Genomic DNA, 13,679 nt, shown 5'->3' on the forward strand with positions numbered 1-13,679 from the left:
ACACGGCGAAATCAATCCGGGCGCGTCGCGCCCGGAGCGCGCCGACGCTGCCGTGGCGAGACGAGCCTCCGGGCCGGCGACCGCGCGTCCGGACCTGTCCGCGATGGTGGGGCGGGCCTCCAGGCGGCGACCGCCGGACCGGACCCGTCCGCGTCAGGAACCGGCGTCGGACGAACCGTTGCCGACGGCGGACTCGAACGTCGCGCCGTCGTCGGAGAAGCCCGACACGTACCCGCTCGCGTTGACGTTCATCGGACCCGCCGATGCTGTGCCGACGCCGTCGGGCCCGGAGATGTCGGCGGTGAAGGTGGCGCGACCGAAGGTCGAGGTCGAAACCGTCCACCCACGCGACAGCCATCCGCCGACCGTGACCTGCGGGCGCTGCTCGAGCGTCCACTTCTGGTTCGTGTAGGTGTAGGCCGGGTCCTCGCCGTAGGCGTAGAAGCTGCAGCCAGCGGGCGCCGGGTCCGTGGAGGCGATGCACCCGTCGACCCAGCGGTCGACCGCCTGTTGGGCGGCCTGCTTCCCGTCGTCGGTGAGCTCCGTGGTCATGGACACCGGCACCGAACCGGTCGTGCTGAAGCCGGGGACGCGCGCGGTCGCGCCCGCTGCCGTGAACCACTTCCCGCCGTCGACCGCCACGGCGTACGAACCCGGCAGGGCGGTCAGGTTCGCGATGCCGTCGTCGGACGTCCGGACGCGCTGCCCGGCGACCTCGACCGTGGTCCCTCCGGGGCCGCGGACCGAGACCTGGACCCGTCCGAGGTCCGGCGCCTGGAGCTCCCACACCGGGAAGACCCCCCAGTCGGTCCCCGTGCGGTCGAGCGTGAAGGTGGAGGCGACGTCCCGGCCGCCCTGTCGCAGGTACGCGCGCACGGTGGCGGTGTCACCGTCGGTGCGGGTCGCTGCGATGCGGTACCCGGTGACACGGTCCGTCGCCTTCGCGTAGGCGGCGTCCGTGAGCAGCACGTCCGCGTCGTCGCGGTCGACACCCGCCAGGCGCAGCGCGTCGTCCACGTGGCCCGCGGTCAGGTCGTCGAGGAAGGCCCGCACCGGCCGGTCGGCCGAGTGCGAGGAGGACTGGGTCGCGTACCCGACGACGCCCGTGACGAGCAGCAGCACCACGGCTGCACCGCCGGCGATGATCCCGACCAGTGCGCCACGCCGCATCCGGCGACGCGGGCGAGGTGCGGCAGGGGCGGCGACGGGCACCGGCGGCTCCTGCGTGCCCCGGAGCGTGTCGACGTGCGGGACCTGTGCCCACCCGCCCGGCTGGTTGTCGGTCATGCGTCCCCCGTCGTGCCTCGTGCGTGCTCCGGGATCCTACCGCCGCGCGGTCCCCCGCGACCGGGCCTGGTACCGGGCGGCGGAGACACCGCCGAGGACGCAGAGCAGGGCGACGACCACCGAGCCGACCACGAAGGGGCTCAGCGCGGAACCCGCGGGGAACACGAGGAGCTCGGTCCCGTCCCCCCGCGTCATCGAGTAGCCCACCGCTCCCGTCGCGAGCATCGCCAGGTAGGTGCCCGCAGCGGCGACGAGTGCGGTGACGCCGGGGTTGCCCTCGCGGATCCCCGCCGCCGTGGCGAGGAACACGACCGCGGCCGCCGCGACCACCATCGCCGGACCGAGGTACGGGCCGGCGTCCGACTGCGGGATCGCCTCGACGTCGGCGAGCAGGGCCTCGAAGCCCGTCACCGCGACGACGAGGGCGATGAAGAGGACCGACGTCATCGTCGCGATCAGCCACCGGGACATGGCTCGATCGTACTGCCGGGCGCCCTGGGTGGCGGCGCCGCCGCGTCACCGCGCAGCGCGCTCCTGCGCGTGCTCGCGGTCCTGCTCGGCGTCGCGCTCCGGCACGGGAGCCTGGCCTTGGCCCTGGCCCTGGGGGTGCTCCTGGCCCTGGGGGCGCTCCTGGCTCGCGTGGTGCTGTGCCGCCGCGACGAGCGCGAGCGCGATGGTCGCGGTGATGACCGGGACGGACTCGGTCATGGGGGCGACGGGGGCCGCGGTGCCGTCCTGGAGGCGCGGCTCGGCGCGGTCGTGCTGCGCGGGCTCCGCCTCGTGGTCGCGTCCCGCCGGGGCTGCTTCGTGGTTCCACTGGGCTTGCTCCGCCTCGTGGTCGCGTTCCGCCGGGGCCACCTCCGGGTCGAGCAGGGTCGACTCCGCCTCGTGGTCCCGCAGCGCGGGCCCGACGACCGGCAGGACCGCGGTCGTCGTCGGCGGCTCGACGTGCAGGACGGTGACCGCGGGAGTCTCCGAGACCCCGCGTCGGGCGGCGCGACGGGCGCGGCCCATCCGCACCAGGACCACCACGGCGATGACCGCCCAGACGCCGTTCACGATCGTCGACGGGACCGCGTGGTGCGCGGCGACGTTGACGGCGACGGAGAGCCCGCCGACCAGGTTGAGGGACTGGTAGAGCGGCCCGTTCGGAATCTTGCCCAGTGAGAACAGCAGGTAACCTGCGAGGACGGTTACGGCTCCGAACCAGCCGAGGAACTCCACGATTCCGACCAACACGCGCGACTCCGGGCACGACGAGGGACGGCCGTCCTGAGGCGACCGTCCGAGAGGGGTGTGAGCAGCCGCGAGTGCGGCGTCGGGAGCATCGTAGGCACAGCGACGGGTGTCGCGGAAGTGGGTGCGGCGTGGCGTGTCGCACCCACTTCGCGGGGGGCTCTGCGGAGGGGTGTCAGCCGTTCGTCGAGGCGCTCGACGAGGTGCCCGTGAAGACGTAGACCGACCCGGACAGCGACCACGACTGCGACTGCATCGGGGGCGAGTCGCCCTCCTCCTCGCTCGCTGCTGCGATCCCCGAGACCAGGAACAGTCGCGACCCGGACTGCATCGCCTTCGTGAACGCCAGCGCCTGGTCGTAGGACCCCTGGACCGCGACGGTGACGGGTACGAGCGAGAAGTTCGCGTCGGTGATGGACGGATCCGTGGCAGCCTGCGCCGACGGAGTCTCCTCGGCGCCGTCCGCGGTCGCTCCCGGGGTGGCCGTCACCGCGCTCGCCGGCTCCGCACTGGCCGACTCCGCGCTCGCTGGCGCGTAGGGGGTCGCGTCCCCGATGGTCACGTTCGTGACCTGCACCCCGGCCGCAGCGGCGTCTGCGTCGATCTCGCGGACGAAGGACTCGGAGTCGACGGTCGACGGGACCGAGGCCCGCAGCCGCTCGAGTTCCGCCCTCGTCGCATCGAGGCCGGAGAAGGCCGCTGCGAGACGGGTGAGTTCGGCGCGGTTCTTGTCGTTGGTCGCGTCGATGGTCGCCTGCTGGACCCGGTTCGACGCGGCCCCGGCGAGCTGCGGCTGCACGCCGAGGAACCAGCCGCCGGCCAGGACCGCGACACCGACCACCAGGGCGATCACGAGGGACAGGTGGTGCTTCGTCATCGGTCGGCGTCCTTGTCGTACTTGCCGTCGTAGGCCCGCGCGTCGAGCTCGAGCTCGATGACGGAGGTGTACTCGCCGCGGTCCTGGTCGTACGAGATCGACGAGATCGACGAGTCCAGGTAGCCGGTCAGGCCGGACAGGCGGCTGGTCCAGTCCGGTACGGACGGGATGGTCGTCGACGCCACGGTCAGCGCGAGCGTCGCGACCCTCGGCCGCGGACCTCCATCGGCAGCCTGTCCGAACGGCTCCGTCGCGGTCGCGGAAGCGACGGTCATCCCGCTGATCGCGAGGTCTGCCGGCAGGACGTCGCGGATGCCGCCGAGCGTCCCGTCCCACTCGACCTCGGTCGACCCTCCGACGGTCCGGGCCGACTCCAGGAGGTCGGAGTCGCGCTCCGCTGCCCGCAGCTCCGCGTACCGCTGCTGCTGGGCGAGCAGCGTCGTGGTCTCTGCCTGCGCGGCGGTCAGCGAGGCCGCTGTCGCCATCTGGTTCGCCATCGCCCCGCCGCTCGCGAGCAGGACGGCAGCGCCGACGACGACGACACCGAGCCATGCGCGCCGTGTCAGCGCCCGCTGCCGACGCTCGACGTAGACCTCTGCCGGGAGGAGGTCGACCCGGGGCGCGCGTCCCGCGGTCGAGTCCGAGGCACCACGACGGGCCCCGCGGCCGCGACGACCCTGCGCAGCCTCCGTGCGTTCCTGCGTGCTGGTCATGCTGCCTTGCTCCCCACTGCGAGTCCGTAGGCGACGGCCACCGAGTCACCGTGCGCGAGGACGTCCTCCTCGCGGACAGCCCGCCCGAAGCCCGCGCCGAGGAAGGCGGACGGGGTGGTGACCGGCAGGTGCGTCGTGTCGGCGAGGGCCTCGCGGAGCCCGATGAGCCGGGCGCCGCCACCCACGAGTGCGATGCCGGCGACGACCTCGTCCGGGCGGGTGTTGACGTAGTAGTTGATGGTGTTGCGGAGGCTCGTCACGAGTTCGTTGACCGTGTCGAACACCGCCGCGACAGCTCGCGCGTCGTCCGGCGTGCGGGCGCCCGGTCCGATCCCGAAGTGCCGCTTCACCGCCTCGGCCTGGGCGAAGGGGATGTCGAGTCGGCCGGCGAGCGACCGGGTGATGTCGTCCCCGCCGGACGGGATGATGCGGACGAACTGCGGCACACCGTCCGTCGCGAGGACGACGCTCGTGGTGTCCGCGCCGACCTGGATGATGGCGATCGTTCCGTGTTGCGCCTGCGCAGGGCTCAGCACCCGCGTGAGGGCGAACGGGATGAGGTCCACACCGACCGGGTTGAGGCCTGCGAGCCGCACGGCGCGGACGTTCGCGAGCACGGCCTCCTTGATCGCTGCGACGAGCAGGCCTCGGATCACCGGACCGGACTCGTCGACGCCCTCGCTGACCGGGTAGAAGTCGAGGATCGCGTCCCCCACCGGGACCGGCAGCATGTCCTGCACCTGGAACGGGAGGCTCTCACGGATCTGCGCGAGCGGCGCGTGCGGGACGGTGAGGTCACGCGAGAGGACCCGCTGGTTCCCCATGCCCAGGACGACGTCGCGCGAACGGAACCTGCCCGTCGACCAGAGCTGTCGGAGTGCGGCCCCGACCGTGTTCGGCTCGAGGACCTCGCCGCGACTGACCGACCCCTCGGGTGTCGACACCTCGGCGACCCGGAGGACGACGGGGCGGCCACGGTCGGCGTCCCCGACCTCGACCGCGCGGATCGACGACGCGGCGATGTCGACGCCGACGATGCTCTTTCCCATGGTGCTGCTTTCGTTGAGGGTCAGGAGAGGCCGAGGAGCCCGAGGTAGGCCGACCAGAGGGGTGCGCCGAGGACGATGCCGATCCACGCGCCGACGAGCATCGACGGCCCGAACGGGACCCCGCTGCCCATCCGAGCGCGACCGATGGCGACCAGTGCGATCGCGACCGTACCGCCGACGAGGAAGCCGCCGAAAGCTCCCACTGCGAGGGGTCCCCATCCGAGGTACGCGAGCACGAGGCCGAGGACGACGGCGAGCTTGACGTCGCCGAGCCCCATCCCACCGGGGACGGCGAGCGCCAGGACCAGGTACGTCCCGCCGAGCACGACCGCGCCGAGGAGACCGCGCAGCAGGGCCCCCCAGTCCCCGGACACCGCCGACACCGCGCCGAGGAGCACCAGCAGCACGACGGCAGCCGGGTAGACGACGGCGTTCGGCAGGCGGTGCGTGTCGAGGTCGATCAGCGAGAGCGCGACGCTCACCGCCATCAGGAAGAGCAGCGCGCCGAGCAGCACGGTCCGGCCGAAGGCCTCGCCGAGCGTCGCAGCGCCCAGCGGTTGCGGGACGACGAGGGCGACGACCACGAAGAGGACGGCGGTCACCGCCTCGACCGCGGGGTAGCGGGCGGAGATGGGCGCGGCGCAGTCCCGGCACCTCGCGCGCAGCAGCACCCACGAGAGGACCGGGACGTTGTCCCGCCGGCGGATGGGGTGGTCGCACCGTGGGCATGCGCTCGGCGGCGCGACGACGGAGATCCCTACAGGGACGCGGTGCACGACGACGTTGAGGAACGAACCGATCGCCAGGCCGAGCACTCCGGCCAGGGCGGCGATGACCCAGGCGGCGCTCACCGGCAGGCTCCCGTGCTCGCCGTCGCGCAGGCGCCGTCCACCTGGTAGGCGGCCTGCACCTCGACCTGGGTCGTCACGCCGTACGAGGTCGAGACGGGCTGCAGGAACTTCGGCGGGGCGGTGGTGAGCAGCCGCTGGTCGTAGACGTAGTTCTTCGAGAAGCCGGTGTTCCCGGTGGTCGCGACCGGACCGCGCCAGTTCTGCGCGATGGAGCCGACGACCTTGAGCACGCCGAGCTTCGGCCCGACGTCGTAGTTCTGGTTCCAGAACGTCCCGGCGTTGCTCGCGATCGCACCGCTGATGGTGATGCCGTCCCCGTTCGAGCGGTTCAGCAGCGCGATCCCGGAGTTGTTGCACGCGGTTCCGTCGTACGCGGAGGAGGTGCACTTCGTCGGGTTGTACACCTCGACCGCGTTCTGGCCGACCAGGCCGAGGATGTCGGTGGTCGGATCGCTGTAGGTCACGCTGCCGGTCGCCCAGATGGTTCCCGACGAGGCGATCGTCATCGCGCCGGCGAACGGACCGCTGACGAAGACGTCCCCGGCGGTGCACGAGTAGGTGTCCGGCGCGGAACCGGTCTGCGTCGTGTTGTTGCGACCGGCGCTCCGGCCGTTCACCCACTCCCCTGCCGCCGGGTAGCCCTGTCCGTTGCTGAACGGCTGGTTCGCCTTCGTCGTCGCCCTGCCGTTCGCCCCGACCGTGACCGTGGTCGTGCAGTAGGTGTTCGTGTACTTCGACGGGAAGGTCCCGGACCAGGTGTTCACGTTGTTCGTCGCGGACGGGACGTCCTGCACGTACATGAGGTTCGCAGGCAGTGTGGGGATCGTTGCGCCGCCCTGGCTCTGCAGGGCGTCGATCGACCCGCAGAGCGACGCCGCCTTCGCGGTGTCCGCGCTCGCGGACACCTTGCCGGACCCGCTGTCCACCCGGATCTGCGTCGCCTTCGACCAGGGCGACCAGACCGTCATCTTGCCGCCTCCGAGGAACGTGACCCGGGTCGGCCCCGTGTACAGGCACCCGGGGCGGGGAACCGTCGCCGGGATGTCGGTCCTGGTCTCCTGCGACATGTTTGAGTTCAGCGCCGGGAGCCCGAGGTACGGCACCGGTGACGGGTCACCGCCGAGGAACTGGCCGCCGCAGGTCCCGCTCGACGGTCGCACTCGCGTGTCGTGCTGCTCGACGCTGCCGTTGAAGGTCGTCGTGCACGCCGCGGTGAAGACGTCGTTCGTCCGGATCGGTCCGTTCAGGACGTCCGTTCCGGCGAACTGCACCGCCTGGCACCGGTTCGAGACCCCGCCCTGCCACTGGTAGGCGGTCGTGCAGTCACTGCCGGAGATTGCCGGACTCGACGACTCGTAGTTCGTGAAGTAGAGGTAGTTGATGAAGCCGTCGCCCTTGAGGTTCGCCACGAGCGACCGGACGCTCCCGCCGGCCTTCCCGGTGACGCGGACGCGCAGCACGCCCTTCGACGAGTAGTCGGCGTTGTCGACCTCGTAGCGGAAGACCTGGTCCGTGGAGCCGACGACGGACGCCCATTGCGAGCCGCTGCTCGTGAACGCCGGGTTGTCGTCGTCACCCGTGAACGTCGATCCACTGGTCTTGCTGAACTGTGCCGCCGCGTTACCGTACAGGGCGTAGCCGTTGTCGTTGGACAGCTTCGACTGGTAGTCGGCCAGGCCGGCGTAGGCCGCGGCCATGGCGTTCTGGAAGTTCCGGTCGGTGGCCGACTTCACCGCGCCCGACGTGGACACCGCAACCATCGTCGCGACGAGCATGAGCATGACCGTGCCGAAGATCACGACGCTCGCCAGGGCCATGCCCCGTTCGTCGCCGTGCGTCCGGCGGAGTGCCGTGCTGATCCGGCCGATCACGGCGTCGCTCCGGTGCTCGTGCCGTAGGCCACGTTGAACAGGTACAGCGTGTTCTGGATGTGGGTGTTGCCCGGGGTGTCCGCAGCCGGGGCGCCGAGCTCGAGGTTCACGCGGACGGCCCGGACCGCTCCGAGCTGGGACGCGGCCAGGGACCCGTCCGCGAGGGTCGGCAACGCGGTGCCGTTGGCGCCGAGGTAGGTGAAGAGCGGGTCACCGTCACCGGTCGGGGACGACACCGCCCCGCCGAGGACGGTCGAGGTGGTGGGCGGTTGTGTCGGCGCTGGGAAGGTCGTGAACCCCTTCGTCGTGGTACCCGTCCACCGGTCGAGCACGAGGCCCTTCGCGCCGTTGAGCGAGTACCGCACTTGCACCGGGACGTCGGTGGCGTTGCCGTCGAGGTTCACGAAGGCGGTGAACGTCATCCTCGAGCCGTCCGCCTGCGTCATCGCGGCGGCGTACGTGCCGTCGGCCACCGGGAGCAGGCTCGCTGCGTGCACGTACCGGGTGAGCGAGTTCATCACGATCGACGCGGAGCGGGCGTTCTGGTCGGAGCGGGTGTTGGTCGACCCGGCTCGCAGGGTCGCGGTGAAGAACCCACCGACCGCGACGAGGATCACCATCGAGATGCTCATCGCGACGATGAGCTCCATGAGGCCGACGCCGTCGTCCTCGCGGCGCAGCCTGCCCAGCATCCGCGTCACGAGGTCTGTCCACGAGGGTCGAGGGTGAGCGTGTTGTCGTAGCTGATGACGATGAGCGCGGTCTTGCGGTTGACCGACCCGGGGGTGACCGGCGCGACGTTGGAGGCGTTCGTGGCGATCTCGTTGCGCGACGTCGACCCGAAGGTCGTCCCGGAGGAGATGGTCCACGTGCCGAAGGGCAGAGCGATGGTGGCGGTGTCCGCGGTCGACACCGGGAACTTCATCGTCATGCCCGCGGTGCAGCCCGGGTCGCCCGGCCCGGGGGTCGATGAGGAGACCGCAGTGACGTAGCGCCCCTTGACGCCCTTGATCGTCGCGACGCCCATGCGCACGGACCCACTCGCGGGCGCCCCCGCACTCGTCGTGATCACGTCAGGCGTGGCTCCGACCGCGCCGTCCGCGTTCGGTGCGGTCCACGCTGCGGCGCTCGGGCTGAGGCAGTTGACCCTGGAGTTCGGACTGTTCGAGTACGGGCCGGCGAACGCCGTGTACCCGGAGGTGAAGGGGAAGACCGGGAGCGAGGGCGTCGAGGTTGACGTGATCGCGAGCGTCGAGCTCGTCGTGTCCCAGGGCGTCACCGTGTCGAGCCCGCCACCGGTGCTCGACAGCACCGTGGGCATGTTCGTGGGGAGCGTCGCGCCGTAGGTCTGCGCGTACCGGAGGGTCAGCTGGCTCGCGCGGTCGTAGACGAACGGGACGGGGGCGCTCGCGCCGGCAGCGACCGTGATCGGCGTCTGCTGGGAGGGTTGCTTCTGGTCGGTGTCGATGCCGCCCGCGACGGTGGCAGTGACGGTGTAGTCGCCCGGCACCACGTTGACCGCGTACGAGCACCCCTGGGAGTCGGTCGGCAGCGGCGCGGTGCTCGGCGCGATCGCGCCGCTGCCCGCGATCGGTGTCAGCGAGACGGCGACGCCGGGGAACGGCGCACCGGATGCGTTCGCGACCGAGACGATCACGGTGCCGTAGCCCGGGTCGGTGACCGCGTCGCTCGGGGCGATCGCCGAGGTCATCGAGGTCGAGGACGTGCCGCCTCGAGCGTTCGGCCACGACACCGTCGCGACGACGCTCTTGTAGGCGAGCTTGCCGTTGGACGTGCCGCACGCGCCGCTCGCACCGTCGCTCTGCACCCACCGGACGGACCGGTCTACCTGGTACGTGACGCCACCGAGGGTCTTCGTGTTCGTCGCGCCGGACGCGCTCACCACCTTGAAGATGCCGGCGGTCGTCGCGGCCGCCGTCTGCCGCATCGAGTCGATGTCCTGCGAGGCGAGCGCCACCGCGGTCTCGCGGCCACGGCTCGTCTGGGTGAGCTGGAGGGTGTTGGCGATGCCGTAGGCGATCCCGACGCTCATCACGGCGAAGACCATCATGGCGACCATGACCTCGATGACCGAGAGGCCCGATTCACGGGCCGACGGGTCGACCGGGCGCAGCACGCGCTGCAGTCTGCGGATCACGGTCACCTCCTCGGTGATGGTCAGTGCGACGGAGGGGCGACCCGTCCGCGGACAGGTCGCCCCCACAGGGTCAGAGGACTAGCACGTGCCCTTGGCCGCTGCGGTCGTGTCCGTGATCTTCCAGCTGGTCTTGGTGTCGCCGACCGCGCAGATGGAGAAGGAGCTTCCGGTCGCCGCGGGGACGTAGGTGAACGTCGTGCCGTCACTCTTCGTGTAGCCGTACGGCGTCATCGTCGCCGAAGTTCCGAACTCCGCCGTCGTCGGCAGCGTGCCGTTCTTATCCGTCTGGAACGCGATCACCGCGGTCTTCGCGTTCGCCAGGTCGGACTTCACCGACGCGTCCTTCGCGTTGTTCTGCACGTTGAGGTACACCGGAATGGCGATCGCGGCGAGGATGCCGATGATGATCACGACGACCAGGAGTTCGATGAGCGTGAAGCCCTTCTCCTTGTCCTCGAGGAGGCCCTTGCGGCGAGCGTCGAGCTTGCCCATGAGAGCGAAGTACATGGTGGATTCCATTCTTCTCGGGAATGCGATGGGGATGTGCCGCAGAGTGCTCCGCCGCCGCTGGCAAGCGTATTGACGGCGTTTTCCGGGCATAATCCCGAGAACGGGGGTGATCTGCGTTGCGAAATGCCCCCAGTACCGGGGGTGCGGAATTCCTGACCGACCCCCGAACGGAGGGTGCGCGTCGTCGAGTTACTTGACGAGCGAGGAGATCTGGAAGATCGGCAGGTAGAGCGCGACGATCATGCCGCCGACCACCACGCCGAGGAATGCGATGAGCAACGGTTCGATGAGCGAGGTCAGGGATTCCGTGGTGGATTCCACCTCGGAATCGTAGAAGATCGCGATCTTCTCGAGCATCACCTCGAGTGAACCGGCGTCCTCACCGACCGCGATCATCTGCGCGACCATCGCCGGGAAGACCGATTCCTTGGCGAGCGGTTCGGCGATCGACTCGCCTTTCCGGACACTTTCCGCGACGCGCGTCAATGCTTTCTGCACGACGAAGTTGTTCGACACTTCCCCGACGATCTGCAGCGCCTGCAGGATGGGCACGCCGGCCCCGATCATGTTCGAGAAGTTCCGCGCGAAGCGCGCGATGACGATCTTCCTGGTCAGCTGTCCGAAGACCGGCATCCGGAGCAGGACCGGATCGCGGAAGGCGCGGAACCGATCGGTGTTCTTGTTGCCTCGGTACCAGAGCCAGCCGACGACAGCCACGACCGCCAGGATCGGCCCGGCCCACCGCATCGCATGCGACAACTGCACGAGGATCTGCGTCGGCAGGGGCAGCTGACCACCGAGCGACGCGAACATGTCCTGGAAGATCGGCACGATGAAGATGAGCATGACCACGACGGCCAGCAGCGACATCACGAGCACCACGACCGGGTAGGTCATGGCCGACTTGATCGTCGATCGGAGCTTGTGTTCCTTCTCGAAGTTCGTCGCGATCGAGTCCATCGCCTGGTCGAGGAACCCGCCCGTCTCTCCGGCACGGATCATGTTGATCATGATCGGCGGGAAGTCGACCGGGTACTTCGCGACGGCGTCGGAGAACGAGACACCGCGCTCGACGTCGTCCCGGACCTTCCCGAGGATGTCCTTGAGCTTCTTGTTGTCCGTCTGGTCGGCCAGGATCGTCAGCGCACGGAGCAGCGAGAGTCCGGACGACAGCATCGTCGACGCCTGGCGCGACATGATCGCGAGGTCCTTGAGCCCGACGCCCTTCTCGAACCCCGGGATCTTGATCTCGGTCTGCAGTCCGGTGCCGGGCTTCGCCTCGGTGATCGCGATCGGCGAGACACCCATCGTGCGGAGCCGCTGCACGACCGCACCCTCGGACGCAGCGTCGAGCCGGCCCTTGACGAGCTTGCCGGCGCCGTCACGGCCCCGGTAGTCGAACGCGAGTGACATCAGTGCCCTCCGGAGTACTTGTCGCCGAAGTCGATCTCCGACGCAGCGATCGCCGCGGCGGACGAGTCGGACGGCGACTCGACGCGCTGCACGAGCCGGTCGAAGCCGTCCTCGTCGTGCACCTTCTCCATCGCGGCGGCGCGGGTGACGGTGCCGACGTTGACGAGCTCGGCGAGGTCCTGGTCCATCGTGTGCATCCCGGCGTCGCGGCCGGCTTGCATCGCCGAGGTGATCTGGTAGGTCTTGCCCTCGCGCACCAGGTTCGCGATCGCGGGCGTCGTCTTCATGATCTCGGTGGCGACGACACGGCCCGACCCGTTCGCCTTCGGCACGAGGGTCTGGCACACGACCCCCTCGAGCGTCGCCGCGAGCTGGGTGCGGATCTGCCCCTGCTGGTGCGGCGGGAACACGTCGATCACACGGTCGATGGTGCCGGGAGCGCTCTGCGTGTGCAGTGTGGCGAAGACGAGGTGGCCGGTCTCGGCGGCGGTCAGTGCGACGGAGATGGTCTCGAGGTCGCGGAGCTCACCGATCAGGATGACGTCGGGGTCCTGTCGCAGCACGTGCTTCAGCGCGGCTGCGAACGAGTGCGTGTCCGCCCCGACCTCGCGCTGGTTGATGATCGCCTTCTTGTGGTCGTGCATGAACTCGATCGGGTCCTCGACCGTCACGATGTGGTCGGCACGGGTCTCGTTGACCAGGTCGATGAGCGCGGCGAGGGTGGTCGACTTGCCGGATCCGGTCGGTCCGGTCACGAGGACGAGCCCGCGGGGCAGCTTCGCGAACTCCCCCACGTGCTGCGGGATGCCGAGCTGCTTGAGCGTCTTGATCTTCGTCGGGATGATGCGGAACGCCGCACCCCAGTTGCCGCGCTGCTGGTAGTAGTTCACGCGGAAGCGGAACTCCGGCGACAGCGAGTACGCGAAGTCGAGCTCCTGCTCGTGGTCGAACTGGCCGGCCTGCTCGGGGGTGAGCAGCGTCTTCAGTGCGGCGATGACCTTGTTGCGTGCCCAGGGTCCCCCGGGCACCGCAGGTCGCAGCGAGCCGTCGACCCGAACGGTCGGCGGTGCATCGGCGGTGACGTGGAGGTCCGAGGCGCCCTGGTAGACGACCTGCGAGAGCGCCGTGATGAGGTCGGCGTCGGCGACCTCGCGAGCGTGGCGCGTGAAGCCGATCTCGGGGTGCGACGCGGGGTCGACCGCGTGGCCGGACGTCGCTGGGACGGCCTGGAGGCTCGTGGTCGCCACCGCGGGCACCACCGGCAGGTGCTCGGTCACCGAGTCCGCGTACCCGTACGCAGCGGTCGACGGCGGGACGGCGGCCGGGGGCGTGGCCGGCGCGGTCTGCGGCTGCGCGACCGGGACGGCGACGGGGTCGCCGGCGGGCGGTGGCCACGACCCTGCACCGGCCGCCACGCCGGTGCTCGCCGGACCCGACCCCACCGTGGCCTCCGGTGCCGGGCTCCACGCCGCCGGAGCACCCCAGTCGGGCTCGGCCGACAGGTCGTAGACGGCGTTGCTCGACGTCGGCACGCTCGACCGGTCGTCGGCCGGTGCGGCCGACGGCGCCGAGGAGGCCGACGCCGCAGCAGCCGCAGCGGCAGCCGCGAGCCGCGCAGCCCGACGACCGCCGACCTCGTTGCCCGGGACCCCCGGGTGCCACCCGGCGACGGGGTCGTCGCCGGCCTCGATGTCGTACACCGATTCGTTCATCG

Annotated in this window: 13 protein-coding genes; all 13 read right to left on the minus strand. The window is 70.5% G+C overall.

All coding sequences use genetic code 11. From position 1 onward, the window contains the following. Window positions 1-153 precede the first annotated feature (153 nt). Entirely contained in the window at window positions 154-1,287 is a 1,134-nt protein-coding gene (locus ABIC52_RS02965) for a hypothetical protein (RefSeq protein ID WP_354026588.1), read from the minus strand. A gap of 36 nt (window positions 1,288-1,323) precedes the next feature. Beyond that, a complete protein-coding gene (locus ABIC52_RS02970; RefSeq protein ID WP_209675582.1) occupies window positions 1,324-1,758 on the minus strand; it encodes a DUF6121 family protein in 435 nt (144 codons plus the stop codon). A gap of 45 nt (window positions 1,759-1,803) precedes the next feature. Continuing rightward, the gene (locus ABIC52_RS02975; RefSeq protein ID WP_126890944.1) at window positions 1,804-2,526 is read right to left on the minus strand and encodes a CBU_0592 family membrane protein; all 723 of its coding nucleotides are present in this window, start codon (window positions 2,524-2,526) and stop codon (window positions 1,804-1,806) included. A 172-nt stretch (window positions 2,527-2,698) separates the two neighbouring features. After that, window positions 2,699-3,400: a hypothetical protein gene (locus tag ABIC52_RS02980; protein ID WP_126890943.1), complete on the minus strand. Its 702-nt coding sequence runs from the start codon at window positions 3,398-3,400 to the stop codon at window positions 2,699-2,701. Continuing rightward, window positions 3,397-4,113 (minus strand): hypothetical protein, encoded by a 717-nt coding sequence (locus ABIC52_RS02985; protein ID WP_126890942.1) that lies wholly within the window; start codon window positions 4,111-4,113, stop codon window positions 3,397-3,399. The genes ABIC52_RS02980 and ABIC52_RS02985 overlap by 4 nt, the downstream gene beginning before the upstream one ends. Then, window positions 4,110-5,162: a type IV pilus assembly protein PilM gene (pilM, locus tag ABIC52_RS02990; RefSeq protein WP_126890941.1), complete on the minus strand. Its 1,053-nt coding sequence runs from the start codon at window positions 5,160-5,162 to the stop codon at window positions 4,110-4,112. The genes ABIC52_RS02985 and pilM overlap by 4 nt, the downstream gene beginning before the upstream one ends. 20 nt (window positions 5,163-5,182) lie before the next feature. Next, window positions 5,183-6,013, minus strand: coding sequence for a prepilin peptidase (locus tag ABIC52_RS02995; RefSeq protein ID WP_126890940.1), 831 nt, complete (start codon window positions 6,011-6,013; stop codon window positions 5,183-5,185). Next, the gene (locus ABIC52_RS03000; protein ID WP_126890939.1) at window positions 6,010-7,830 is read right to left on the minus strand and encodes a hypothetical protein; all 1,821 of its coding nucleotides are present in this window, start codon (window positions 7,828-7,830) and stop codon (window positions 6,010-6,012) included. Before ABIC52_RS03000 ends, ABIC52_RS02995 begins: the two co-directional genes overlap by 4 nt. 50 nt (window positions 7,831-7,880) lie before the next feature. Continuing rightward, window positions 7,881-8,585 (minus strand): PulJ/GspJ family protein, encoded by a 705-nt coding sequence (locus ABIC52_RS03005; RefSeq protein WP_153257431.1) that lies wholly within the window; start codon window positions 8,583-8,585, stop codon window positions 7,881-7,883. Then, the gene (locus ABIC52_RS03010) at window positions 8,582-10,042 is read right to left on the minus strand and encodes a hypothetical protein (RefSeq protein WP_209823790.1); all 1,461 of its coding nucleotides are present in this window, start codon (window positions 10,040-10,042) and stop codon (window positions 8,582-8,584) included. The genes ABIC52_RS03005 and ABIC52_RS03010 overlap by 4 nt, the downstream gene beginning before the upstream one ends. Window positions 10,043-10,120: 78 nt before the next feature. Further along, complete coding sequence (locus tag ABIC52_RS03015) at window positions 10,121-10,549, minus strand: type II secretion system protein (RefSeq protein WP_342342911.1); 429 nt, start codon at window positions 10,547-10,549, stop codon at window positions 10,121-10,123. 192 nt (window positions 10,550-10,741) lie between these two features. Then, window positions 10,742-11,965 (minus strand): type II secretion system F family protein, encoded by a 1,224-nt coding sequence (locus ABIC52_RS03020; protein WP_126890937.1) that lies wholly within the window; start codon window positions 11,963-11,965, stop codon window positions 10,742-10,744. After that, window positions 11,965-13,677: a type IV pilus twitching motility protein PilT gene (locus tag ABIC52_RS03025; RefSeq protein WP_354026589.1), complete on the minus strand. Its 1,713-nt coding sequence runs from the start codon at window positions 13,675-13,677 to the stop codon at window positions 11,965-11,967. Before ABIC52_RS03025 ends, ABIC52_RS03020 begins: the two co-directional genes overlap by 1 nt. Window positions 13,678-13,679 lie beyond the last annotated feature (2 nt).

Origin of the sequence: Curtobacterium oceanosedimentum (genome assembly GCF_040545555.1) — a bacterium.
In the GTDB taxonomy this organism is placed as follows: Bacteria; Actinomycetota; Actinomycetes; order Actinomycetales; family Microbacteriaceae; genus Curtobacterium.